Origin of the sequence: Arthrobacter sp. AOP36-C1-22 (assembly GCF_052377515.1) — a bacterium.
Classification (GTDB): domain Bacteria; phylum Actinomycetota; class Actinomycetes; order Actinomycetales; family Micrococcaceae; genus Arthrobacter_H.
The window spans coordinates 1-25,713 of record NZ_JBQSWW010000033.1; the positions used below are offsets into that span (position 1 = coordinate 1).

General features: G+C 64.9%; 20 protein-coding genes and 1 pseudogene. 10 read left to right on the plus strand and 11 right to left on the minus strand.

Annotated elements, in window-relative coordinates; translation table 11 throughout:
* Together ACT3S6_RS14290 and lepB are read left to right on the plus strand one after the other, a co-directional pair.
* The coding region (locus ACT3S6_RS14290; protein ID WP_444555502.1) for a helix-turn-helix domain-containing protein at positions 1-270 on the plus strand (270 nt) is incomplete at its 5' end.
* A gap of 40 nt (positions 271-310) precedes the next feature.
* Positions 311-1,021, plus strand: a complete 711-nt coding sequence (gene lepB, locus ACT3S6_RS14295) for a signal peptidase I (RefSeq protein WP_444555503.1) — start codon at positions 311-313, stop codon at positions 1,019-1,021.
* Between the two features lie 119 nt (positions 1,022-1,140).
* On the opposite strand, the gene ACT3S6_RS14300 is transcribed toward lepB, so the two are convergent.
* The 7 genes from ACT3S6_RS14300 to ACT3S6_RS14330 form a co-directional block, all read right to left on the minus strand.
* Complete coding sequence (locus tag ACT3S6_RS14300) at positions 1,141-2,310, minus strand: PqqD family peptide modification chaperone (RefSeq protein WP_444555504.1); 1,170 nt, start codon at positions 2,308-2,310, stop codon at positions 1,141-1,143.
* Positions 2,311-2,546: 236 nt separating this feature from the next.
* Positions 2,547-2,867 (minus strand): winged helix-turn-helix domain-containing protein, encoded by a 321-nt coding sequence (locus tag ACT3S6_RS14305; protein WP_444555505.1) that lies wholly within the window; start codon positions 2,865-2,867, stop codon positions 2,547-2,549.
* On the minus strand, positions 2,864-3,547 hold the full coding sequence (locus tag ACT3S6_RS14310; RefSeq protein ID WP_444555506.1) for a hypothetical protein: 684 nt from the start codon (positions 3,545-3,547) through the stop codon (positions 2,864-2,866). The genes ACT3S6_RS14305 and ACT3S6_RS14310 overlap by 4 nt, the downstream gene beginning before the upstream one ends.
* Positions 3,548-3,649: 102 nt before the next feature.
* The gene (locus ACT3S6_RS14315) at positions 3,650-4,363 is read right to left on the minus strand and encodes a Maf family protein (protein ID WP_444555507.1); all 714 of its coding nucleotides are present in this window, start codon (positions 4,361-4,363) and stop codon (positions 3,650-3,652) included.
* A gap of 4 nt (positions 4,364-4,367) precedes the next feature.
* The gene (locus ACT3S6_RS14320) at positions 4,368-7,220 is read right to left on the minus strand and encodes an MMPL family transporter (protein WP_444555508.1); all 2,853 of its coding nucleotides are present in this window, start codon (positions 7,218-7,220) and stop codon (positions 4,368-4,370) included.
* A gap of 3 nt (positions 7,221-7,223) precedes the next feature.
* A complete protein-coding gene (locus ACT3S6_RS14325) occupies positions 7,224-7,889 on the minus strand; it encodes a TetR/AcrR family transcriptional regulator (protein WP_444555509.1) in 666 nt (221 codons plus the stop codon).
* Positions 7,890-8,025: 136 nt separating this feature from the next.
* Positions 8,026-9,447 (minus strand): dicarboxylate/amino acid:cation symporter, encoded by a 1,422-nt coding sequence (locus ACT3S6_RS14330; protein WP_444555510.1) that lies wholly within the window; start codon positions 9,445-9,447, stop codon positions 8,026-8,028.
* 240 nt (positions 9,448-9,687) lie between these two features.
* Here ACT3S6_RS14330 and ACT3S6_RS14335 point away from each other — a divergent pair, with 240 nt between their 5' ends.
* Positions 9,688-10,032, plus strand: coding sequence for a PadR family transcriptional regulator (locus ACT3S6_RS14335; protein ID WP_444555511.1), 345 nt, complete (start codon positions 9,688-9,690; stop codon positions 10,030-10,032).
* A complete protein-coding gene (locus ACT3S6_RS14340) occupies positions 10,029-10,418 on the plus strand; it encodes a hypothetical protein (RefSeq protein ID WP_444555512.1) in 390 nt (129 codons plus the stop codon). The genes ACT3S6_RS14335 and ACT3S6_RS14340 overlap by 4 nt, the downstream gene beginning before the upstream one ends.
* 73 nt (positions 10,419-10,491) lie before the next feature.
* On the opposite strand, the gene ACT3S6_RS14345 is transcribed toward ACT3S6_RS14340, so the two are convergent.
* From ACT3S6_RS14345 to ACT3S6_RS14360, 4 genes and pseudogenes are all read right to left on the minus strand, one after another.
* The gene (locus ACT3S6_RS14345; RefSeq protein ID WP_444555513.1) at positions 10,492-12,183 is read right to left on the minus strand and encodes a DUF885 domain-containing protein; all 1,692 of its coding nucleotides are present in this window, start codon (positions 12,181-12,183) and stop codon (positions 10,492-10,494) included.
* A gap of 227 nt (positions 12,184-12,410) precedes the next feature.
* A pseudogene (locus ACT3S6_RS14350) lies at positions 12,411-13,300 on the minus strand (hypothetical protein).
* 51 nt (positions 13,301-13,351) lie between these two features.
* On the minus strand, positions 13,352-13,600 hold the full coding sequence (locus ACT3S6_RS14355) for an acyl-CoA carboxylase epsilon subunit (protein WP_444555514.1): 249 nt from the start codon (positions 13,598-13,600) through the stop codon (positions 13,352-13,354).
* Entirely contained in the window at positions 13,597-15,210 is a 1,614-nt protein-coding gene (locus ACT3S6_RS14360; protein WP_444555515.1) for an acyl-CoA carboxylase subunit beta, read from the minus strand. The genes ACT3S6_RS14355 and ACT3S6_RS14360 overlap by 4 nt, the downstream gene beginning before the upstream one ends.
* A gap of 197 nt (positions 15,211-15,407) precedes the next feature.
* Here ACT3S6_RS14360 and ACT3S6_RS14365 point away from each other — a divergent pair, with 197 nt between their 5' ends.
* The 6 genes from ACT3S6_RS14365 to ACT3S6_RS14390 form a co-directional block, all read left to right on the plus strand.
* Positions 15,408-16,283 carry an SDR family oxidoreductase gene (locus ACT3S6_RS14365; protein WP_444555516.1) on the plus strand — a complete coding sequence of 292 codons (876 nt, stop codon included), beginning with the start codon at positions 15,408-15,410 and terminating at the stop codon, positions 16,281-16,283.
* 34 nt (positions 16,284-16,317) lie between these two features.
* Positions 16,318-17,193 carry a biotin--[acetyl-CoA-carboxylase] ligase gene (locus ACT3S6_RS14370; RefSeq protein WP_444555517.1) on the plus strand — a complete coding sequence of 292 codons (876 nt, stop codon included), beginning with the start codon at positions 16,318-16,320 and terminating at the stop codon, positions 17,191-17,193.
* A gap of 77 nt (positions 17,194-17,270) precedes the next feature.
* Complete coding sequence (locus tag ACT3S6_RS14375) at positions 17,271-17,831, plus strand: PH domain-containing protein (protein ID WP_444555518.1); 561 nt, start codon at positions 17,271-17,273, stop codon at positions 17,829-17,831.
* A complete protein-coding gene (locus ACT3S6_RS14380) occupies positions 17,824-19,203 on the plus strand; it encodes an adenylate/guanylate cyclase domain-containing protein (protein ID WP_444555519.1) in 1,380 nt (459 codons plus the stop codon). The genes ACT3S6_RS14375 and ACT3S6_RS14380 overlap by 8 nt, the downstream gene beginning before the upstream one ends.
* Positions 19,204-19,386: 183 nt before the next feature.
* Positions 19,387-25,440, plus strand: coding sequence for an Ig-like domain-containing protein (locus ACT3S6_RS14385; RefSeq protein WP_444555520.1), 6,054 nt, complete (start codon positions 19,387-19,389; stop codon positions 25,438-25,440).
* A gap of 49 nt (positions 25,441-25,489) precedes the next feature.
* A partial coding sequence (locus ACT3S6_RS14390) for an AAA family ATPase (RefSeq protein ID WP_444555521.1) occupies positions 25,490-25,713 on the plus strand: 224 nt, incomplete at its 3' end.

Below are 25,713 nucleotides of genomic sequence, written 5' to 3' on the forward strand. Positions count from 1 at the left end.
GGTACCGTGGCGCGGGATCTGAACGTCTCCATCAGGAAACTCCAGCGGGAATTCACTGTCCGAAACGATTCGCCAGCCGGACGGATCCGCAATCTCAGGGTCGAACTGGCCGTGCAGCTCTTGCAGAATAGCGCCTACGATGCTCTCTCGGTCGATCAGATCGCCAAACACTCAGGCTTCGCATCAGCGCGTCAACTCCGCACGTCTCTGGCGGCGGCCGGGCATGTGGCACCCAGGAATGTCCGCGAAAATTCGTACGGAAGGCTGTAGGCGTTGGTTGCCGACAGCGCTGTCTGCCTAGGATGTTCCAGTGACTAACAGCAAAAGGCAGAAAGAGAAGAAACTTCCCTTGACGCTCACGTTCATTCTGAATTTCGGGGCTGCCCTGTTGGTCCTGGTCTTGGTCCAGTTGTTCGTAGCGAAGATCTATCAGGTCCCCTCTGAGTCCATGGAGCGAACGCTCGAAGTCGGGGATAGGATCGTGGCCAACAGGATCGGCCTGCACTTTTCGGCACCGGAGAACGGCGACATCGTGGTTTTCAGCGAGCCAGGGGACTGGAACGACGCGAGCTCGGTCGAGAAGCCCTCGGCGTTGAAGAGCGTCGTCAAGGGAATCGGAGACGTGACAGGGGTTGGTCCGTCCAATACCCACTACCTGGTGAAGCGCATTATCGGCTCACCACTGGATACCGTTGAATGTTGCACCGCTGAGGGTAGCCTCCTGAGAAATGGCGAGCCAGTGGAAGAGCCCTATCTCTTCGAGGATTTCGAGTTCGTTTCCGGAAGTATCGACTGTACTGACGCAGCACGGTCTCCGAGGTGTTTTGGGCCAGTGAAAGTGCCGGAAGGGCACTATCTGGTGATGGGTGATCATCGGAGTCGGTCTGCTGACAGCGTTGCGGACTGCCGGATGCTGGCCCCGGGAGAGGGTAGCGAGTGCGCAAAATTCGTCCCGGAGGGGGATGTCGTCGGTGAAGTAGCAGCAGTGATTTGGCCATTTGGAAACCTAGGGCCCCCCTAGCCGCACGTCGTCGACGTGGCGGCGTCCCCATGGGGCGAGGCGTCCGAAGATCAGCTCTTCAGGAACTTGTGCCGACGCCTACTGTCCGGGGTCGATGCGGGTCAAGGGTGCCTCCGGCATCAACTGGTGCAGGACACTGATTCTTCCACGAGACCGCGACCTTCTAGATTCTCGAGGGTGGCCTCGACGATGAGACGCGCCTCGGGGTGTGGGCCGAATGCGAGGATCAAAGCGTCAGTTAATGATTCTGTGCTGGTCCACTTGGCTAGCGATTCCCAGATCATGGGACCTAGTCCGTCGAGGACGGTGAATTCCTGACCCTTCAACAGGGCCACGGATCCATCAATCATCAACGCATCATCGACACGGACTCGACGGTATCGCCCCGGCGCAGGAGGCACACTCTCGTCACCCTCCAACGGAAGTTCATGCCATGAGCCGTCATCTGGACCGTGGGCGGGTTGCGGTGATTCCAGATCTTTGACTAGCAGAGGAATGAGCTGCTCGGCCTCGGTGTACCTCACCGCCTGGACGCCTCCCAATGAATCCACGAGTGTGCAGAGAGCAGCCAGGCCCCGGGGAAGTTGCGCTAGTGAGGAACTTTCAGGGATGAGTCGTTCAAGCATTTCGAGCTTCGAGAGCTCAACGAAATAGGCGGAGTCCAAGCCCTGGTCCTTCACCCTGTCGAGGATGGCGAGACGGGAAAGTTCGGCATGGGCCACAGACGGGAGGAAGCCGAATTCATCAGGGGAATGCTGGTTCTTGGGGCGTGTCCCTGAATCAGAGAATAAAGAAAGCGGTTTCGGATAAGGGATCATCGATCGGCCGGTGGAGATAACCGTGGTTTCATCGGTGAGGTAGGACAGTGCCGTGCCTAGTTTTCGGGCCGCAGTCGTTTTGCCCGTGCCGCTGGGGGCTACCAAGGCGATGGCCTGCCCGGACCTTGGATGTGCAAGAGCCGCGGCGTGGAACATCAAGTATTCACCGCGGCAGGATTCGATGCCGATGCTTGTTGCGGTCCCGACAAGCAGCTCATGGAATAGTGCCCAGCTCATGTTCGGGTCACGTTTGATCACGGAGTGCGGAATGGAATCGCTATCGGATGCGTTTTCATCCGGAATCCACAGGCATCGATTCCACGTACGGCGCATCTCGTCCGCCTCCCCGGGCTTGAGGTCAGAAACCATGACGATAGCCCGCAGGACCTGCAATATGACCCTGCTGTCATCGGTGCGAAGGTCTGCTTGCTGAAAGTCGAGATTTAGGTGTTGCGCATTTGTACTGGTCACGCTGCCATTCTAGGAGTCTGCTGCGAGAGGGACAATTTGGCGGGGACTTTCTACTGTTGGTGGTCAGAACGTGGTGTTCGCCCGGCTGCTAGCCTGCATCTGATTCTTGAGTCGGGAAAGACGACGATGACGCAACCGGTTGGGAGTCATAAACACCCAGCCTGCCCGATGCGCCGCAAGGTCCCGTCTGCGCCGCAGCCAGCGGGGTATCTAGTTGAGGTATAAACCGTGGTGCCCTAGCCGCCCGCGGCGATGTCCCGCAGGGCTGCCAGATGCTGCTCCCAGGTCGCTCGTCCGTCGCGTGTGAGTGAAAACCAGGTCCGTGGGCGTTTGCCCACGAACCCCTTGCGGATCTTCACGATCCCTGCGGTTTCGAGTTGGGAGGCCTGACGGCTGAGGACGGAATCGCTGACCTGTAGATGGTCCCGCGCGACGGCGAATTCCGTTTCGTCGGTGCCGGCGATGGCCGCGACCAGAGAGAAGCGCACCGGGTGGGCCAGCTGGTCGGAGAGCTTCAGCCGAGGGTGCTCCTCGTTGCTGTCGGTTTCCGTGTTCATTTGCCCGCCTCCAGCCAGGCACCGATGACCGAGTTCAGCGTCAGTGCGGTGGCGATGACGATGGTGAACCACAGTTCGCCGGAAAACACGCTGGTCGTGAGAATGACACCGAGGGCCCACAGTCCACCCCAGATCGACATGAACGTCACCCAGCGCCGGGCGAAGCCTCGTTTCGTGGAGCGCCCGAAGACCAGCATGAAGGCCATGAGGATCCCGAGCCATATCAAGAGGGCGACGAGCGGCAGGACCACGGCGGACTCGTCGAATCGTCCGACGAACCAGAAGGAGATCATGGTCAGGGAACTGATGGCCCCGAGTCCCAGGAGCATGGTGATATGCGGCCAGCTGGCCCCGGCCCGGGAGGCGGACTCCAATCGGCTGGCCTCCTCCAGTAGGCCGCGTGCGGCTTCGGCGGTGGGAGGGGCGGGGGCGGTTTCCGGGAGCGGTTCCTGCGTCGCCGGTTCCAGGGACTCGCGGCGTGCGGCGGCAGTGGCCGCGGCGGAGGTGGAGGCCCAGACGGCGCCCAACAGGGCGCCGATGGACCCGGCCATGACCGGCAGTTGGGGTTTGCCGGTGATCAGGCCGAAGATGAACAGGCCCAGCATGCAGGCGATGCCGAGGGCAAAGCCGATCCATGCGTAGCGCTGGCCGTTGGCTGTCTTGTTCTCTGATGTTTGCATCTCGACTCCTGGGATGGGGCGGCTGGGCCGGAGAGCCCGACCACCTGATGCATTCAGCTTAGAAAGTACTTTCCATTCTTGCAAGTACTTTCTTGAAATGAATCAGATCCAGAGATCGGTGACGGACAGCGCCGCGGAGGCCAGCAGGTGACGCAGTGTGTTCACGGACAGGCCGATGACCGTATGCGGGTCCCCGTCGATGCCGGTGATGAAGGCCCCGCCTCGGCCATCGATCGTGAAGGCCCCGGCGCAGGGCAGCGGTTCGCCGGTGGTCACATAGGCCTCGATCTCCTCGTCGGTGACCTCGTCGAAACTGACCGACGCCGAAGTCACGGTTCCCAGGGTGGCCCCCGTGCCGCCGTCGTCTTCTTCAGTGCTGCGGTTGTCCACGAGCCAATGCCCGGTGTGCAGAACCCCGGTCCGCCCGCGCATCGCCTTCCAGCGTTCCGTGGCGACCTCGGCGGTATGGGGCTTGCCGTAGGACACCCCGTCGAGTTCGAAAACCGAGTCGCAGCCCAGGACCACGGCGCCATCTGCTGCCTCGAGGGCTGCCACCGATTCCGCCTTGGTCCGGGCCAGCAGCAACGCCATCGACGGTGCATCCAGGGAGCCACCCAGGCGCTCGACGGCCCCGGCCACGGCAGCGTCCTCATCGACATCGGAGACGATGGTCTCGAAACCGATGCCCGCGTCCGTCAGGATCCGGGCCCGCCCTGGAGACCGGGAGGCCAACACCAGCAGTGGCGGTTCCTCCTCGGTCACCTGGGCTACAGGATCGGCGTTGACGGTGTTGGGGGAGGAAGGGTCCATGCTCATGGCTCTACCGTAGTGCGTCGTCGGGGCCGTCGGCACGGTGCGCCGGATGGCGCGAACCCCCGGCGCCCGGCTCTTCGTGCCCATCGTGGTCCCCGCCATGGGGGCCATCGGAGTCGGGACCGGAGTCGGAGGTGTCGGAGGAACCTCCGGCCGTCCCTGGCGTGGCCAGCGCGGCGATCTTCGCGCCTTCGACGTCCACATCGGGAAGCACCTTGTCCAGCCACTTCGGGATGTACCAGGCGCGGCGGCCCAGCAGGTGCATGATCGCCGGGGTGATCGTCATCCTGACCACGAAGGCATCCAGCAGCACCCCGATTGCCAAGGCAAATCCGATCGCCCGGATCATCGTCAGCTCGGAAAAGATGAAGCCGGCGAAGACGCTAGTCATGATCAGTGCCGCGGAGGTAACCACCGGCGCGGAATGTGCGAACCCGGAGCGCACGGCGGCCCGCGGGCGCTGGCCGTGGACGAAAGACTCGCGCATGCCCGAGACCAGGAACACCTGATAGTCCATGGCCAGCCCGAAGAGGATTCCGATGAGCAGGATCGGCAGGAAACTCATGATCGGTCCAGGCGTCGCAACGCCGAACACCCCGGAGAGCCAACCCCACTGATACACCGCGACCGTGGCACCAAACGATGCCAAGAGGGACAGGAGGAAGCCCCCAGTGGCCAGTACCGGCACGATCACGGAGCGGAAGACCAGCAACAGCAGCACCAGGGAGAGGCCGACGACGATGCCCAAGTAGAGCGGCAACACCTCGGCGAGGCGTTCGGAGACGTCGATCTGCGCGGTGACCTGGCCGGTCAGGGCCAGATGCGAATCGGTCTCCGCTTCGATGGCCGTGGAGGCGTTGCGGATATCGGTGACTACCTGTTCGGTGGCCGGGTCGGCCGGACCCTCCTGAGGGACGATCTGCAGCACGGCGAGTGTGTTCGCGTCGTTGATGCCCACGGGAACCGCGGCGACGACGCCGTTGATGCCGCGCAGTTGATCGGCGATGTCCAGGTTCTTGGCCTCGGCTTCATCGGCGTCCAACCCTGCCGGCAGGTCCGCCAAGGCGATGATCGGTCCGTTGTAACCAGCGCCGAATTTATCGCTGAGCAGGTCGTATGCCTGGTGGGCGCTCGAATCGACAGGTTCAGCGCTGCCATCGGGAAGGGCAGTGCGTAGTTGCAGGGCCGGCACGGCCATGATGCCCAGCAGAAGAACGCCGACGACGCTCATGAGTACGGGGCGTTTGGTCACGAAGGCGCCCCAGCCGCGGTTGCCGGCGGCGTTGGGGTGGGCTGCCGAATCGGTGCCTTCGGAAGCGGGGGTGGCTTCCGGGGCGGTAGCTGCGGCGGCCTTGCGCCAAGCACGCTTGCTGACCAGCTTCGGGCCGATGATGCCCAGCAGTGCGGGTGTGAGCGTGATGGCGATCAGCACGGCCATGGCCACGGTGAAGGCCGCGGAGAGGCCCAGTACCGAGAGGAACGGAAGGGCGGGAACGGCAAGTGCCGACAGCGCGATGATGACCGTCAGGCCGGCGAACACCACGGCGTTTCCGCTGGTGCCGGTTGCCCGGCCGATGGATTCCTCGATTTCCATTCCGTCGAGGAGCTGACGGCGATGTCGGTGCACAATGAACAGCGAATAGTCGATGCCCACAGCCAGCCCGAGCATCAGTGCCAGCGCCGGGGTGATGGAGGCCATCTCGATCGCGCTGGACAGGGCGAGGGTTCCGCCGACACCGGCTCCGACACCGAGGACGGCCATAAGCAGTGGGAGGCCTGCGGCGACGAACGTCCCGAGCATGACCAACAGGACGACGGCGGCGATCACCAGACCGATGATCTCGGCCGAGCCGAAGATCGAGGAGATGTCCTGGACGATTTCCGTCGAATAGTCCACGTCGAGGCCGGTGGACGTCGCCTCGCCGGCAATGTCCTTGATCTCATCGCGGACATCGGGGGTCAGGGCGTCGGCCGAGCCGGTGAAGGTGACGTTGACGGCAACTGTCGTGCCGTCCTTGGAGACGAAGCGCATGCCTTCGGTGGACTCGGCCTGACGCTTGCCCAGGGCCAGATCCTTCTTGCCTTGTTCGAGCTCCTTCGCTGATTCTTCGAGCTTCTTCTCGCTCGCGGAGACCTTGGATTCCTTCGAGGAGAGCTGCTGCTCGGCGGCGTCGAGTTGTTCGGTCGTGGCGTCGATCTTGGCCTGGCCCTGATCAAGCTGCTTCTGGGTTGCCTCCAGCTTGGCGCGATTGGCGGCGAGCTGTTGCGGGGGGATGGCTCCTGCTTGAGCGGCGCCATCGAGTTCCGCCTTCGCATCCTTGAGCTCGGCGCGTCCGTCATCGATCTTGGCTTGTTCGGTTTCGAGCTTCTGGCGGCCGTCGGCGATCTCCTTCTTGGCGTCGGCGATCTGGTCCTTGCCATCGGCCAGCTGCTCGCGTCCGTCCTTGAGCTGGTCTTCTCCGTCGGTCAGCTCCTTTTTCGAATCGTCGAGTTTCTGCTGGGCATCATCTAGCTCCTTCTGCGTGGTGAAGGGGTTGGAAGCCTCACGAACGTCCGTGAGGGCTTCGAGCTCGTCGAGCGAGGAGGCGACGGCCTTCTTCTGCGCGGTGGTGAAGTTCTTCCCGTCCGAGGTCTGGTAGACGATTGAACCGCTGCCTCCGGAGAATTCGGGCATCTCCTTCTTGAGCTTGTCCAGCGCGGTCTGGGTTTCGGTGCCGGGAATGGAGAAGCTGTTGGTCAGGGTGCCCATGAAGGCGCTGGCCGACAGGCCGATCGCCAGGAGCCCGACGAGCCATGCAGAGATGACGGCCCAGCGGCGGCGGTAGGCCATGCGGCCGAGTTTATACAGGAAGGTGGCCATGGATCAGGCCTCTCGGATCTGGGCCGAAGCGGCCGGTACGTTCAGGGTGGGGAAGCCATCGCGGAGCTGGCTCAGTGCGGAGGTCAGGTTGTCCTGCAGGACAGTCAACGAGGCGTCGGAGAGATCGCCGCCGGCCTGTTCGATCCAGAAGTCGAAGGCGGCGCGACCCGCCCCGATGATGGAGTTCGCGAAGACCGAGGCGGTCAACGGGTCGGTAGCCGGCACACGGGCCACGATCGTCTCGACCAGGCGCTCGGCGCAGTTGTTCCAGGCCTCGAGTTCGAGGCGGTCCAACTGCGGGCTGCTGTGGGAGACCGCGACGAGTTCGGCCACGGGGCCCAACAGGCTGCGGTCGGCAATGCCGTTGAGTGCGTTCACCGCCGCCGACATGATCGGCAACTCACGTGGTTGGGCTTCGAAGAGCTGCAGGACGTGGTCCACGAAGGCCTCGGTGGGCCCGTTCAGGGCGGCTTCGAGGGAGGAGAAGTAGTTGAAGAAGGTGCGCCGCGAGACGCCGGCGGCTTCTGCCACGCGTTCGGCGGTCACTGCCTCGAAGCCTTCGGTGCGCAGCAGCGCCATGGCGGCGTCCACGATGGCGCCGCGGGTCGCTGTCTTGTTGATCTCGCGGCGCGATGGAGCGGTGGCGGATGGTTCGGGGAGCGGATTCACACTCTTTACACTACGTGCAAGTTTGCACGCCGTGCAAATTGTGGTTTATGACCGCGAGAGGCATGGACGAAGCGAAGCGGGGCTCCGCACTGCGTGATGGCAGTGCGGAGCCCCGAGGTGGTGAGCGTGCTGGACCTTAGCAGACGGAGGAGGCCTCAACCGGTGCCGTTTTCCGGGCTTCTTCCGTTTCGGCGGCTTCTGCCTCGCGGGCATCGTCGAACTCGTCGGCGAACGCGGTGCCGTTGCGCGGGGCGTTGTAGAGGTCGTGGTCCAGGATGCCTTCGCGTTTGGCGACGATCACCGGGATCAGTGCCTGTCCGGCGACGTTGACCGCGGTGCGGCCCATGTCCAGGATCGGGTCCACGGCCAGCAGCAGGCCGACGCCGGCCAATGGCAGGCCCAGTGTGGAAAGCGTCAGCGTCAGCATCACCACGGCACCCGTGGTCCCGGCGGTGGCTGCGGAGCCCAGGACCGAGACGATGGCGATGAGGATGTACTGGGTGACGTCCAGGTCGATACCGAAGAACTGGGCCACGAAGATCGCCGAGATGGCCGGGTAGATCGCGGCACAGCCATCCATCTTGGTCGTCGCGCCCAGCGGGACGGCGAACGAGGCGTAGCCGCGCGGGACTCCCAGGTTGCGTTCGGTGACGCGCTGGGTCAGTGGCAGCGTGCCGATCGAGGAACGGGACACGAAGCCGAGCTGGACTGCCGGCCAGACCCCTGAGTAGTAGGAACGCACGCCCAGGCCGTGGGCCTTGACCAAGATCGGATAGACCACGAAGAGCACCAGGGCCAGGCCCAGGTAGATGGCGATGACGAACTTGCCCAGCGCGCCCATGGTGTCCCAGCCGTAGGAGGCGGTCGCGTTGCCGATCAGCCCGACGGTGCCCAGCGGCGCCAGGCGGATGATCCACCACAGGATCTTCTGGATGATGGAGAGCAGCGAGGCGCTCAGATCCAGGAAGGGCTTGGCTGCGGAGCCGATCTTCAGTGCCGCGATGCCCACGGCCACGGCGATGACCAGGACCTGCAGGACGTTGAAGGACAGGCTCGTGGATACGTCACCGGATTCGGCGACCTTGCTGCTGGTTTCCAGGCCCAGGAAGTTCTCGGGGATCAGCCCGGTGAGGAAGGCCCACCAGTCGCCGGTCTTGCCGACATAGTCCTCCGGGGCGCTTTGGCCGGTGTTGACACCGGGGCGGATGAAGGTGCCTAATCCCATGCCGATCAGCACGGCGATCAGGGCGGTGATACCGAACCAGAGGATGGTCCGCCACGCCAGTCTGGCGGCGTTGGTGACCTGGGCCAGGTTGGCGATGGAAGCGACGACGGCGAAGAAGACCAGCGGGATGACCGCTGCGCGCAGCAGCGAGACGTAGCTGGATCCGATGGTGTCCAGGGTGGCGCCGAGGGCGTTGGGGGACTCGGAGGTGCTGCCGGTGTATTTGGCGACCAGTCCGAGGACGACGCCGAGAACCAGGCCTGCGACGATCTGGGGGCCGAAGGCGGTCACCCAGCGGGGCAAAGTGCGGTGGGGTTTGGTTGATGTGCTCACGGAATGACCGTAGGGCGGAAAGCTACACCCCGAAGAGTCGATATTTCACTTTATGACGCGGCCGTGTAGCGCTGCTGGGCCGGAACCGCCGCCGATCCCTTGTCCCGCAAGGGATCGGCGGGTTCATTCCCGATTTCGGTGTGGGGCATCCCGCTTTTCCGTTACCGGCTTCACGTGGGGCGCTGGTAGTTCTCCATCGAACTAGACGGCGACACTATGTAAGTAGGGTTACTATCTAATATGAATGAAATCGATTGGTCGTCCGAATTGGCGCGGGCGGCCTTGCCGCAAGCGGTGCTTGCACTGCTTAGGGCCGGGCGGCAGCACGGATACGCCATGATCAAGGTCCTGCACGGCAACGGGTTCGAACGACTCAAGGGGGGCACCCTGTATCCACTTCTACGGCGGCTCGAGGAACAGGGGTTGGTCGACCACCAATGGGAGCAACAGGAGGCGGGCCCGGGACGCAAGGTTTTCGCCCTGACCCCCCTCGGAGCGGCAGAACTCGAACGAGGACACGCTGCATGGGAGCACATGACCGAAAATTTGGCTTTTCTTCGAACAGTACGACGGGACGCATCATGACCTACGAGCACGAATTGGCCTACTATCTGCGCCTGCGAGGGCTCCAGGAGAGGCAGGTGTCCGAAGTGATCGAGGAGATCCACGCGCACCTAGCGATCTCCGGAAATACAGCGGAATCCGAGTTCGGAAAATCTGTAGACTATGCAGAGAGCTTCGCAGAGGTGAAGCGGCGGTCGCCGGGCGTTCATGTGATCACGACCGCGGGCGTACTAGCCATCGGCTATGTTGCCGCCGTGTTGGCGCTGGGCGCGTGGACCGATGTCGACGTCAGGGCATTGACGGGGCCGGTGATGTTGTGGCCGGCCCTGGCCGTCCTGGTTGCGGGCGTACTGGGTGGTTTTCTGACCGACTACCTGCGACCACCGCCCCGCCTGGGTCGGCGCTGAATAGGCACGACGCCGGGAGCCTGATAGGAGTCCCGGCGTCGTCCGCGGTGGTTCAGTTGCTGGGCAACGCTGTTCAGTTGGCGGGCAGCAGGGCCCGGCGTAGGGTGTCCAAACCGACGGATCCCATGTTCAGCGCCTGGCTGTGGAAGGCCTTGAGGTCGAAGTCATCACCTTCGGCATCGCGGCGGGCATCGCGGATCTGTTCCCAGAGACGCTGTCCCACCTTGTAGGAAGGCGCCTGGCCGGGCCAGCCGAGGTAGCGGGTGAACTCGAACCGGCGCTGGCCTTCGGAGATGTCCAGGTGCTTGGAGAGGAACTCGTACCCCTTCTCGGGGGTCCACGGGCCGCTGCCCCATTGGGACGGCATCTCCAGCTCGAGGTGGACGCCGATGTCGAAGAGGACGCGGGCGGCACGCATCCGCTGCATGTCCAGCATGCCCATATGGTCCCCGGGGTCTGCGAGGTAGCCCAGATCCAGCATTAGGCGCTCGGCGTAGAGAGCCCAGCCCTCACCGTGGCCGGAAACCCAGCAGGCATTGCGGCGCCAGTTGTTCAGGGTGTCCTTGCGGTAGGTGGCGGTGCCGACTTGCAGGTGGTGGCCCGGCACCCCCTCGTGGTAGACCGTGGTCGTCTCGGACCAGGTGGTGAAGTCGTCCTCACCGGCAGGAACGGACCACCACATGCGGCCTGGACGGCTGAAGTCGTCGGAGGGGCCGGTGTAGTAGATGCCGCCTTCCTGCGTGGGGGCGATCATGCATTCGAGGCGCCGCATGGTCTCGGGGATCTCGAAGTGGACGCCCTCCATGGCCGCCACTGCGGCGTCGGCCTTTTCCTGCATCCAGGCCTTCAGCGCTTCGGTGCCCTTGAGCTGGCGCAGCGGATCGGAGTTGAGGATCTCCTTGGCTTCGGCGATGGAGGCGCCTTCCTTGATCTGTCCGGCCACCATCTCCTGTTCGGCGATGAGCCGGTCCAGTTCAGCGACGCCCCAGTCATAGGTCTCGTCCAGGTCGATCTCGGCACCGATGAACTGCCGTGAGCACAAGGCGTAGTACTCCCTGCCCACGGCGTCCTTGGCGGGGGCGGCAGGGAGGAGTTCGGTTTCGAGGAAGTCAGCTAGACGGGCATATGCTGCTGCTGCCTCTGCCGCATGGGTGGTCAGCTCATCACGCAGGGCTGCTGCCGGTTCGCCGGCGGAGGTGGGTGCCCCGGCGGCGAGGGAAGTGAAGAAGCCGCCTTCCTTGGCATAGTTGCGGGTCTGTTCCATGACGATCCGTACCTGGCGCTGGGCCGCCACGTGGCCCTCGTCGCGGCTCTTGCGCAGCGAGGCTGCATAGCCGTCGATGGCTGCGGAGACATTGGCCAGACGACCGCTGATGTGCTGCCACTGCTCGGTGGTGTCGGTAGGCATCAAATCGAAGATGGCACGGATGTCCTGGGCCGGGCTGGCGATGTTGTTCAGCTGGGTGATCCCGGTGGCGTCGAGTTCTAGGTCCAGGCCGAGCCGTTCGCGCATGGCATCGAGGGTGATGGCATCGACGTCGTCGATCGGCTCGAGGCCTTCGAGCGCCTTCAGCGTGGTGCGGACTGCCTCGACATAGGCCTGTTGGCCGGCAGGGGAGTAGTCGGAATATCCGGTCTCGTGGCCGGGGATGCCCAGCGAGGTGGCGAAGTCGGGGGCAAGTTCGATGAGGCGGTCGAAGAACCCATCGGCGACGGCATCGATGGCGCTGGGGGCACGGGTGGCTGAGGATGTGGCGTTGGTCATAGTGCACAGCCTAGCCGCATGTGAAGCCTGTGTTGAAGATCGGGCCTACCGGTTTCGATAGCCGCGGCCGGACTAAGCCTTGAACCACCGACCAGCGATGAGTTCTTGGATCGCTGCTTGAACTCTTGAGTAAACGAGGGCCGGGCACTGTACAGAGCCCGGCATCGCTGCCGAGGATGTTCCACGATGGCCCTTGTGATGCCGTTATCCGGCTGGTGAAGGATGCCTCAGGCTCGCTGAGGTGGTGGACGATCAGCGGCGAAGAGCTTCTCCCGGGCCTGTTGCCGGGGCCAGGCATCGGGTAGGTGCAGACGCATTTTCCTTGCGTTGGAGGCAATGCGGGCCGGGACGTTGACCAGTTTCGCTCGAATCGTGCCGGTCCTGGCTTTTCGAATTTCCCGGCGGCCCGGGTCGGTTGTAGGCCATGACCGCGATGGCCTGCCACGCATTGTTCGCACCGAAATGCCCCGACGGCAAGTGCGCCAAGGAACTGTCTTTGAGGTCGGCGTTCACCTGCTCGATGTTCGTGTGACCGCGGTGAAGGGTATTTCGGCAACCTCGGCCTCCGAGATCCAGGTGTTCGCCGCGCCCTTGCGCAGGCGTTGGGCTAGAACCACCGGGACGGTGTCTTTCGTGGAGGCGATGGCCAGCACCGCGTTGAGTCCGCGGACTCCGAGGGCTCCTGGTTTCCCAGCAGGGGTACCTGCTCGGCGAGGCTTCCCAAGAAACGGGACGCGCCCGCGTCGAGCTGGCGGACGTGCCCGAAGGTGAAGGACCGCAGGAGAGATCCCAGGGGCCAGGGGGCGTAGCAGGAGGAGAAGAGCCGTTTCGTCCCGCCGTGGCGCAGCACGGCCATGTCATCTGTGGAATCCGCGCCGGCGACCATCCCGGCAACCAGTGCCGCCATCTTGGATCCGGCGCTGGCGCCCTTGTCCGTAGGCACCGTGAGCCGTGCATCGACCAGTTCATGCAGGTCCGCGTTGCGGGCCAGTTTCAGGACCGGAACCAGCCCGGAATCGGCGATGAGGTTCGGCTCATCGAATGAAACTGACACTGCGGCGGGACTGTGGGAATTTTGTTCTGTGGCAAGTTCAATTTTCCCTGAAAAGACGGGCATCTCCTCGTCGCTGACGCCGTGCGCCACCTGAGCCCGTCGGTGGATCGAGGCCTAGCCGCGGCCGCTGCGCCAGGGGCCCGGTTGGCCTTCCAGATGACGGCGCTGCCAGGCCTGGTTGCGCATCACTTCGCGGCGCGAGGTCGCCGCGTCGTTGTCCTCTGGTTCCTTGCCATCGCCCGGAAGGGCAGCCAGCACCGCGGTCAGGGCGGCCACTTCGACGTCGTCCGGGTTCCCCCGGACCACCTGGAACAGCGGCACCGAAGCATCGGCGTCGTTCTGGTGGCGAGCGGGCCCGGTCACAGCGGGATGTTCCCGTGCTTCTTGGCCGGCAGCGAGGCGTGCTTATCGCGTAAGGCACGCAGCCCGCGCACGATCTGCGTCCGGGTGTCCGAGGGGGCGATGACGGCATCGATGTAGCCGAGTTCGGCCGCCTGGTAGGGGTTGAGCAGCTCGGTTTCATAGTCGTCGATGATCTGGGTGCGGCGGGCTTCGACGTCCCCGCCCTCGGCGGAAACTGCTGCCAGATCGCGGCGGTAGAGGATGTTCACCGCGCCCTGGGCTCCCATGACACCGATCTGCGCGGTGGGCCAGGCCAGGTTCAGGTCGGCGCCGAGCTTCTTGGAACCCATGACGATGTAGGCGCCACCGTAGGCCTTGCGGGTGATGACGGTCAGCTTGGGGACGGTGGCTTCGGCGTAGGCATAGAGTAGTTTGGCGCCGCGGCGGATGATTCCCTGGAACTCCTGGTCCTTGCCGGGCAGGAAGCCCGGCACGTCCACCAGGGTCAGGATCGGCAGGCCGAAGGCGTCGCAATGGCGCACGAAGCGGGCGGCCTTCTCCGAGGCAGCGATATCCAGGGTGCCGGCGAACTGCATCGGCTGGTTGGCGACGATGCCGATGCTGCGCCCCTCCACGCGGGCATAACCGATCATCACGTTCGGCGCGTAGAGCGACTGCATCTCCAAAAACGCGCCGTCGTCGACGATGTGTTCGATGACGGTGCGCATGTCATAGGGCTGGTTGGCCGAATCCGGGATGAGTGTATCGAGGTCCAGATCCTCGTCGGTGACCGAGAGCTCCTCCTCGAACTCCGTCGGCGGTGCCTCGGTGAGGTTGTTGCTGGGCAGGTAGTCCAGCAGTTCCTTGACGAAGTCGATGGCATCTGACTCGTCGGTGGCCAGGTAGCTGGCGGTTCCGGTGTTGGCGTTGTGCTGGCGGGCCCCGCCGAGTGTCTCCATATCGACTTCCTCGCCAGTGACCGTCTTGATGACGTCCGGACCGGTGATGAACATGTGGCTGGTCTTATCCACCATCACCACGAAATCGGTCAGGGCCGGGGAGTAGGCGGCGCCGCCGGCACAAGGGCCGAGGATCAGTGAGATCTGCGGGACGACGCCGGAGGCGTGGACGTTGTTGCGGAAGATGTCGGCGAACATCGCCAGCGAGGCGACGCCCTCCTGGATGCGTGCTCCGCCGCCGTCGTTGATGCCCACGACCGGGCAGCCATTGCGCAGTGCGAACTCCTGGACCTTGACGATTTTTTCGCCGTTGACCTTGCTCAGTGAGCCCCCGAAGACGGTGAAGTCCTGGGAGTACACGGCCACGAGGCGGCCATCGACCGTGCCGTGGCCGGAGACGACGCCGTCGCCGAGGGGGTGCTTGGCGTCCATGCCGAATGCCGTGGAGCGGTGCACTGCCAGTGCGTCGAATTCGACGAAAGAGTCCTCGTCCATGAGCTGTTCAATGCGTTCGCGGGCGGTGTTCTTGCCGCGGGCGTGCTGCTTCTGGACCGCTTCCGGGCCGGAGGGGGTCTGCGACTGCGACTGCCGGCGCCGGAATTCGGCGATCTTGCCCGCGGTGGTGGACAGGTCGATCTGCTCGTCCGGTGTCTGGAGGCCGGTCTCGCTCATGCGGGAGACTCCCGTCTGTTTGAAAGTAGTAGGAATGGCACAACAAGCGTGCCCTCAAGGTCAGTCTAGTGACGTGCTGCGCCGTGTCGGCTGTAGGAACCCTACAAAGTCGCCGCGTGGCGCTCGGGTGGTTCCGGTCAGAGACCTCTTGTTACTGACGGGTAACCTTTGTGGGGGATGTCCCGTAGGCTGGGGCCATGACCGAGTCACCAGCATCCCAGAACCCCGCAGTCGACGCCGCCGACGGAGCCCGCCCCTTCGCAGGACGCACGGTCCTGATGAGCGGTGGAAGTCGCGGCATCGGACTGGCCATCGCCCTGCAACTGGCAGCCGGCGGAGCGAACATCGCCCTGATGGCCAAGACCGCCACGGCCCACCCGACCCTCGAGGGGACTGTCTACACGGCAGCGGAGGCGATCCGCGCTCACGGCGTCGGCGCCCTACCGATTGTGGGCGACGTCCGCAACGACGACGATGTGCAATCGGCCGTCGATGCCACCGTGGCCGAATTCGGAGGCATCGACATCGTCGTGAACAATGCTTCGGCGATCGATCTCTCCACCACCGATGCGGTCTCGATGAAGCGTTACGACCTGATGCATGACATCAACGTCCGCGGCACGTTCCTGCTCTCCAAGCTGAGCCTGGAGGCACTGCGCCGCTCGGAGAACCCGCATATCCTCACCTTGTCCCCACCGCTGAACCTGGACCCGAAATGGGCCGGCGCCAACCTCGCCTACACCATGGCCAAGTACGGGATGAGCATGACCACGCTCGGCCTGGCCGAGGAGCTGCGCGGCGACGGGATCGGCGTGAACTCGCTGTGGCCGGCCACGCTCATCAACACCGCAGCCATTCGGAACATGCCCGGTGGGGAGAAGCTGATCCTCGGGGCACGCAAGGAGGCCATCGTCGCCGATGCCGCAGCGGCCATCCTGGCCCGGCCGGCGGGTGAATGCAGCGGGAACTTCTTCATCGACGAGCAGGTCCTGCGGGGCGAGGGGGTCACCGACTTCAGCGGATACAGCATGGGGGCACCGGAGGACCAGTTGGTTCCCGACATGTTCCTCTGAGCCGGTACCGACGCAGCGGACTAGGCTGGAAACCATGAACGAATCCGCCGCCCTGCGTGCCCCCCTGGATGCCGAGGCTCTGCGCCGTGATCTGGTCGCCCCCGGGACCATTGCCCGGCTGGACGTCGTGGAGTCCACGGGATCGACCAATGCCGACTTGGCCGCTGCCTTCGCCGCTGCTCCCCAGGAGTGGCCGCAGATCAGCGTGCTGGCCACCGACTTCCAATCCGCAGGAAAAGGGAGGATGGACCGCAGCTGGCAGGCCCCTGAACGCAGCTCGTTGGCGGCGAGCCTGCTCTTCCGCCCGGCCCCCGGAGGTCGGCCCGCCACCGCCGAGACCTACGCCTGGATGTCCATGCTCTGCGCCACGGCGCTAACCGAGACACTGCGCGAATACGCCGGTGTCCCCGCTGAGCTGAAATGGCCCAATGACGTGATCGTCTCCGGCAGCAAGATCGCCGGCGTCCTGGCGCAACTGGTTCCCGCCCCCGGAAGTTCAGCCGTCGTGGTGGGTTCGGGGGTCAACGTCACCCTGGACCGGGAGGAACTACCCGTGCCCACCGCCACCTCGCTGCTCCTTGAAGGGGCGCGGACCGTGAACACGACGGCCCTGCTGGGCGACTACCTGCGCCGGGTCTCGCGGCTCTACACCGGGTTCCTGCGGGCCGGCGGCCGGGCGGGGGACGCGATCGACAACGGCGCCACCCTGCTCGAGCGGGTCGCCCGGACCATGGCCACGATCGGGGCGACCGTCAGGGCCGAACTACCTTCAGGCTCCACCCTCGAAGGCACCGCCGTCGGGTTGGAACCCGACGGGGCGCTGAACGTGAGGATGGCCGACGGAACGACCACGGCCATCCGTGCCGGCGACGTCGTGCACCTGCGTCGCGCCGACGGACGCTACGCCTGATCCGGGCCACCGGGTCTCCCGCCTAGAATTGGAACCGACGTGGGGGAGCGACGCCCAGGTGATGGAAGGAAGAGTGGATGAGGCTGCGGCTGGCAGAGAACGAGTGGGTGATCGTCAAAACCCGTGCGCACCGTCGTGTCCTGAACCGTCCCGCCGTCGTCCTCGTCATCCTGGCAGCCCTGAGCGCCTTCGCCCTGGGCACCCTGACCCGCAGCGACCTGCCGGACGCCGTCGTGGAGACCGTGCCGTTGCTGCAGGTGGTCATTCCGATCGTGGCTGGAGTGCTCCTGCTGGCCTGGTGCATCATCCCGATGGTTCGATGGAGACGGACCCTGGTCTTTTTGACCAACGAACGGATCGTGGTGCGCCGGGGTGCCGCAGCCAAGAACCAGTGGGAGTTGCCGCTGGCCTTCGTGCGGACCCTGAAGACCAGCCAGAAGCTGTTCGAACGGGCGAGCGGTTCGGGGGCCCTGGTGCTGGAGACGGCCAACGGGCCGGTACGCATCCCGCATCTGCCGCGGATCGAGCGGATCAGGGAGCTGGTGGTGACCGCCATTGAGCGTTTACCCAGAACCATGGGGTTCGATGGTGTAGGAAGTAGTACAGAGGAACACGTGGATGGGATCGGACATGGATGATGGGCAGGACGACGGTGGTCAGCGGGCGGAAAGCGCCGCAACACCGGGCCGGGAGCCCCTGCCCAGAACCGCGGCCCTACCTATTCTGCCGCTGGCCCCCTGGCAGCGGACCGAGGAATCCACGGATGGGCAGGATCCCGTCGAGCAGGAAGCAGTGGAAGAAGGACCGGTTGAGCCCGTCACGGACCGGTCCGACCCGGACAGCGCCGACCTGGAACCGCCCGATCATGGATCACCGTCTGCGGAGACTTCCACCGGGAGCCTGCCGCAGCTGAGCCCCGATGCCGGCCCGGAAACCCGGGCCCTGCCGCTGGCCCAGGCGTTGGAACGCGAAAAGGTCAAGGAATCCGCCCAGGACCTGGAGAAGCTGTTGCTCGGGGCCAAACGCACCATGCGCCGTCGCGAGGCGGCCGCCGCGGCGGGGATCTCGCTGCTCAGCGCCCGCAAACTCTGGCGCGCCCTGGGCTTCCCCAACCTCGGGGACGACGACGTCGCCTTCACCGAGGTGGACCTGGAAGCCTTGCGCACGATCGTGGGCAACGTGCGCAGTTCGGTGCTGACCGAGGAAGCCGCGGTCTCCATCACCCGGTCGATCGGGCAGATGACCGACCGGATGGTCGTTTGGCAGATCGAGGCACTGGTGGAGGACATGGTCCAGAACCAGGGGGTCAGCGACCCCGAAGCCCGGCGACGGTTGGTGGACCGCCTCCCGGATCTGGTGGATCCGCTGGAGAAGCTCCTGGTCTATTCCTGGCGCCGCCAGCTGAACGCTGCGGTCCACCGGTTGGGGGTCCGCGCCGAAACGGGGCTGGCCTCCAGCGAAGAGGGCCGCGACGGCAGCGAGGACGACGCCCCGTTGCCGTTGGCCCGCGCCGTAGGCTTCGCGGACCTGGTCTCCTACACCTCGCTGTCGCGCCGGATGAACGAACGCACGCTGGCCCAGACCGTGCAGCGCTTCGAGAACAAATGCGCCGAGATCATCTCCATCGGTGGGGGACGGCTGGTCAAGACCATCGGCGACGAGGTCCTCTTCATCGCCGAGACCCCGCAGGCCGGGGCCCAGATCTCGCTGACCTTGGCCACCGAATTCGCCGACGACGACTTCCTGCCCAAGGCGAGGGTCTCCATCGTCTGGGGGCGCATCCTCTCCCGGCTGGGTGATGTCTACGGGCCCACCGTGAACCTGGCCTCGCGGCTGACGGCGCTCGCGGACCCCGGCACGGTCTGGACTGATTCCGTCACCGCGGGCACCTTGGAAGGCGACGACCGCTTCGTCCTGGACCCCCAACCGACCACGCAAGTGCGCGGTTTCGGCGATATCAACCCCGTGGTCCTGTCCATGGGGGAGGGCGCCGGGCTCGTCCTGGACTGACCTCGAGTTGGCGGGAGGGGGAGTTCTCCCCATGTCAGGGTTTTCTTCCATCCGTTAGGATCTAGGGTGGCTGGTTCTGCTTCCCGCTGGGGGCCGAACAAAATCTGACGTTGATGAGGAACTACACGTATGTCCCGATGGGGTGCGAATCCGGGCAAAAGCACGGGTTTCAAGGTGGCAGCCGTGTCAGCGGTCTCCGCCTTGGCGATCACCGGGGCCGTCATCTATCCGGGATTCAAGACCGCTGACGTCGATCTGAACGACGGCGGCGTCTGGGTGGTGAACAAGGAACTCAACAAGGTCGGACACCTCAACTACGAGTCCAAGGTGCTCGACGGCGGGGTGCTGACCCCGTTGCCCGATTACGATCTCGAGCAGGATGCCGAGCATGTCTTCGTGCGCAACCTCGACCAGGGCGCCTTGACCACGATCGACCCGGCGATGGTCCAGTTCGCCGACGACAACGCCCTGCCTGCCAACTCCTCCTTCTCCTACGGTTCCGGGGTCGTTTCGGTCACCGACGCCGACCACGGCATCGTCTATGCCACCGCCACCGAGCACCTCGGGTCCTTCGCCTCCCAGGACACCCCTCCGTTGCTCGATGCCAAGGGCCAGGTCCTCACCGCCGTCGGCGCCGACGACACGGTATGGGCCGTCGACGTCGAGGCGCAGAAGTTCTTCAGCTGGGTCCCGGAATCGGACGGCAGCTTCACCCAGGACAGCGAACAGGACGTCGAGGCGCTCGGGGATGCCTCCGCGGCACAGCTCAGCGTCGTCGGGGACACCGCGGTGCTCTTCGACGAGAAGACCGGACGGGTCACGATGTCCACGGGCAAGACCAGCACCGTCGTGGACCCGGAGGGGGGCCAGCTCCAGGCCCCCGGACCCGATACCGACCATGCGGTGATCGCCCTGGGCAATAAATTGGCGGATGTCCCGCTGGGAGGAGGGGACGCCGACTACCTGCCATTGGAAGCCGGCGGGACCGCCATCCAGCCGGTCAGGGTCGGGGAGTGCACCTACGCCGCCTGGCAGTCAAGCGCCCAATACGTGCGCGATTGCGACGACGACTCCCAGGACGTGAACCGGCAGGTGCCCGATCTGCCGGCCGGCTCGGATCTGCAATTCCGGGTCAACCGCGACGTCGTCGTGCTCAACGACGTCACCTCCGGCCAGGTGTGGCTGGTCAACGACGGCATGCAGATCGTCAGCAACTGGAGCGATCTGGAGCCGCCCAAGGGCAAGGGCGAGGCGAAGAAGGAGGACTCCAAGGAGGTCACCGACGCCATCGAACTGCCCAACCGGACCGAGAAGAACAAGAAGCCCATCACCAAACCCGACTCCTTCGGCGTCCGGGCAGGACGCACCACGGCCCTTCCGGTGTTGTTCAACGACGTCGACCCCGACGGCGACCTGCTGACCGCTTCGTTGGAAGGCAAGCAGCCCACGATGGGCACCCTGCAGCAGATCAACGACGGCACCGGGTTCCAGATGGTCGTCCCCGAGGACGCCACCGGCAGCACCTCCTTCACCTACCGGGCCAATGACGGCCGGGGCGGCGAGGCGACGGAAAAGGCCACCGTACGGGTCGTCCCCGAGGACGAAAACCACAAACCCAGCCAGGAACGGGTCACCACGCTCCGGGTCCAACAAGGCGAATCGGTCACCCAGAACATCCTGAGCGACTGGATCGACCCCGACGGCGACGACCTCCAGCTGCTGGGCGGTTCCAGCGATGACAAGGACGTCATCCGCGTCCGCCCCGATGGCGCCTTGACCTTCCAGGACAACGGCAAGAAGGCCGGCCGCAAGGAAATCACCGTGCAGGTCTCCGATGGGCGCGAGGGCGCCCAGGGGCGTGTCGTGGTGGAGGTCCTGCCCAAATCGGCGACCCCGCCGGTGACCGCGACCGACCATGTGACGGCGAACGTCGGCGAGGAGGTGACGTTCTCCCCGTTGAAGAACGACGCCGATCCCGGCGGGGCGGAGCTGCGCCTGGCCACCGTCGAATCGGTCAACGGCGTGGACGTGGACAGCAACCCCGACACCGGCACGGTCACCATCCGCGGGGAACGCACCGGGACCTTCTATGCCAAATACGTGGCCACCAACGGCCCGGCCAGTGCCCCCGGACTGGTGCGCATCGACATCAAGGATCCCGAGCAGAACTCCGGCAACCCGGTCGCCGTCCGCGATGTGGCGCTGCTGCCGGCGGGCCAGGACGTGCTGGTGAACGTGCTGGGCAACGACTCCGACCCTGCCGGGGGGGTCCTGGTCCTCACCGGGGCCGAAGCCCCCGACGACGCGCCGTTCACCGTCTCGGTGGAACGCAACAGCTTCGTGCGGATCACCGATGTGCGTGGACTGACCGAACCGATGAAGGTCCAGTACACGGTCTCCAACGGCAGCGGGGTCTCCACCGGGGAGATCAACGTGATTCCCGTTCCGGCACCACCCAAACTCGATCCGCCCCGACCGAACACCGACGACGTCGTCGTCCGGGCCGGTGACGTGGCCACGGTCGATGTGCTGGAGAACGACCTGCACCCCAACGGCGCGGATCTGACCCTGCTCCCCGAACTGAAGGAAGCCGACGACCTGGGAGCGGGATCGCTGATCAGCGTCGCCGATGACACCGTCCGTTTCCGTGCCGGTGAATTCGACGGCAAACCACATAACGTCTCGGCCGTCTATACCGTGGCCGGACCCGACGGGCAGGAAGCCAACGCCCGGGTGAACTTCCACGTGAAGCCGGTGGACGTGGCCGATAACGCCCCGCCCTCACCCGAACAGATCGTCGGACGGGTCTTTGCCGGCGGGACCACCGCCATCGCGGTCCCGTTGGGCGGAATCGACCCCGATGGGGACTCGGTGACGCTCGTCCAGCTCGGGGGTGCCCCGAAGCTGGGCTCGGCGAAGGTCAAGGGCTCGGCGATCGAATACACGGCCAGCAAGAACTCCAGCGGTACCGACGTGTTCTCCTACGTCGTTGAAGACCGGTTGGGGGCCCGGGCGACGGGCACCGTCATGGTCGGCGTCGCCCCGCTGTCCAACACCAATAATCCGCCGGTGGCCGTGAACGATTCCATCACGGTGCGTCCCGACCGGCCCGTGGCCGTGGACGTCATGGACAACGACACCGATCCGGACGGCGACCAGATCACCCTCATCGACGATCTGCAGACCTCCAACGGCGTCGACGCGAAGGTCTCCAACGGGCGGATCGTGGTGACCTCCCCGAAACAGAAGGGCTCCTTGTCCGTCAGGTACAAGATCACCGATGGTCGGGGCGGGACCGCCAGCGCCACGTTGACCGTCGAATCGGATCCCGAAGCCAAGCTGCTGGCCCCGATCGCCCGCGACGATCATGCCTCGATGCAGGAGGTCGTCGGCAAGGACGACGTCACCCTGCCCATTCTCGAGAACGACGAGGACCCCGATGGGCGCATCGACGATCTGAAGGTCACCCTGCCGGATGAGCCGGCCACGGCCCACGTCACCAAGGACAACCAGCTCAAGGTCAAGCTCGGCGACGACTCCCAGGTCATCGCCTACACGATCACCGACCAGGACGACCTGTCTTCCACGGCCTTCGCCATCGTCCCGGGCGTCGGCGGCGCGCGGCCGGTGCTGCGCAGTGACAAGCCCCAGGAAGTGATGGCCGGGGAGAGCCTGAAACTCGATCTCGAAGATCTGGTCCAGGTCCGCGACGGCCACCGGCCCCGGTTGACCGATGAATCCAAGGCCTCCTCGGTTCCGGAGAACGACGGGGAACTGGTCCGCTCGGCCACGGAACTCACCTTCAAGGCCGCCGAGGACTATTCGGGCCCCGCCTCGGTGACCGTGGAGGTCACCGACGGGTCCGGGCCCGACGACCGCGATGGCCTGGACAGCATGATCTCCATCCCGATCAAGGTGCTGCCGCGTCCGGAGGACAACGAACCTCCGACGATCCAGTCCAATTCGCTCGACGTGGCCCAGGGGGAGGACCCTGCCCGGTTGGATCTGAGCCAGATCGCCAGCGACCCCGACGAGGACGAGCTGGAGTTCTCCGTCGGGGAACAGGACCTCGAGGGGGTGGAGACCCAACTCGTGGACGGCCACTTCCTCACCGCTTCCGCCGACGTGAAGACCCCCAAGGGCACCCAGGGATCGGTGAAGGTATCGGTGACCGACGGGCACAACGACGCGGTCTCGGCGAACATCACCTTGAACGTGCTCGCCTCCACCCGTGAACTGCCCGATGCCGTGGACGACACCGTCAAGGACGCGCACCAGGGCAGGACCGAGACGGTCCCGGTCCTGGAGAACGACCACAACCCGTACGCGGACCAGGGCCCTCTGGAGATCATCAGCGTCACCGGCGAAGAGGGCGAGGGCACGGCGGAGATCCGCGGCGACCAGCTGGCCATCACCCCGGCCGAGGACTTCGTGGGGACGTTGCGCGTCCTCTATACGATCGGGGACATCACCGAGGACCCGGACCGCCAGGTCAACGGCACGGTGACCCTGAACGTCAAGGGCAAACCCGAGGCCCCCGGCCTGCCGCTGGTCGAATCCACCGGTGATTCCAAGGCCGTGCTGAGTTGGGATGCCCCGTCCAACAACGGCTCTCCGATCGAGTCCTATACGGTGACCGGCGACGGCGTGGAGCAGAACTGCGACACCACCACCTGCACGATCACCGGGCTGGAGAACGACCACGTCTACAACTTCTCCGTGACCGCCACCAACGCGGTGGGCGAATCAAGTGCCTCCGCGTCCTCGGCCGATGCCCGGCCCGATGTCGAACCGGAGCAGCCGGCCGCACCGAACAGCACCTCGGGGGACGAGCAGGCGACGGTGAACTGGGACAAGCCGGTCAGCCACGGCTCGGCGGTGACCAGCTACACGCTGGAGATCTCCCCGGCACCGGCCACCGGGGTCAGCCAGGTCACCGGGGTCACCGGGACCAGCCACACCTGGAAGGGCCTGAAGAACGGGGTCTCCTACCAGTTCCGGGTCAGGGCGGTGAACAAGGCGGACAAGCCTTCGCAGTGGAGCAGCTATTCGGCCTCGGTGATCCCTGCAGGCAAGCCATTCCAACCCAACGCCCCCGTCGCGGTCCGTGCCGATTCGGCGGTCAACGGCGGGGTGGTCGACGTGAGTTGGAAGGCCCCCGGGAACAACGGGGCACCCATCCAGGGCTACACGCTGAAGGTGAAGGAGGGAGGATCAACGGTCAAGACCATCGGGGGGATCTCCTCGGGGACCACCCAGCAGACGGTCACCGGCCTGAAGACCACCGGGTCCTACAGCTTCTCCGTCACAGCGAAGAATAAGGTCGGCACGTCGCCGTCGAGCGGCAAGTCCACGGCTGTCACCCCCTATGGCCGGCCCAAGGCCATCGGCAAACCCAAGGCCTCGGCCACGGGAACGAATAATAAGGTCAAACTCTCGTTCAAGAAGCCCGGCGCCAATGGTTCCTCCATCACCGGCTACCAGTACTCCACCGACGGCGGCTCCTGGAAGAAGCTCGGAGGGCCCGGCTCGGTCATCACCACCAATGCCAATGGTTCCTCCCACTCCTGGAGAGTCCGCGCGCTCAACGCCGCCGGTGCCGGAGACGTGAGCCCCGGATCGAACAGCACCAGCTCCTACGGCCCGCTGCGTGACGGCAGCGGACGCTCGGCCTCCCACGGAGATAAATGGGTCAAGTTCAAATGGAATTCGAGGGCCTCGGACTATGCCAATGGCCGGCCGGTGACGCTCACGGCCAGCATCAACGGGAAATCCACACCCAATGACGGGAGCCAGAAGGTCGACGTCGGCTGGGAGGGGACCCGGAAACTGACCATCAAGGCCACCGATTCCGCGGGGAAGCATTCGCTGAGCAAGTCGCTCAAGGAAACCTCGAATAAGAAGCCGCCGCCCCCGGACCCGCCCAAGCCATCGGTCAAGCTGATTGCAGGCAAGCCGGTCTCTGATCCACGCTGCGCACAAGACTGCTACATGTTGAAGGTCAAACTGAAGAACTTCACCGGCAAATACGCGGGAACGTGGACGGCCAATTGTCATGACGACGGCGGCAGCAACCGGTTCAACGACTACCAGTCGAAGGTGCCCGTCAATGGTAAGACGACCCAGGAGCTCACCTGCTTCCACGGCGCCAACCACCAAATGCCGATCTCGGTGGAGCTCTTCAAGGGCGGCCTGACCGTCTGGTCGGATGACGTCACCAAGTGGCCGAAATCTTAGGACCCCCACCCCACCGTCGAGCAGGAACACCAAGCGAGGAACCAAGAAGATGACAATGACCAACGAACAGGCCGAATGGTTTGCCGGCACTTTCGAGAAGCTGGTGGCCAATGTCGGTCAGGCCATCCTGGGCAAATCCGATGTGATAAAGCTGATCCTCACGGCCATGCTCGCCGAAGGCCACGTGCTGCTCGAGGATGCCCCCGGTACCGGCAAGACGATGCTGGCCAGGTCGTTGGCCGCCACGGTGCAGGGATCCAACTCGCGGATCCA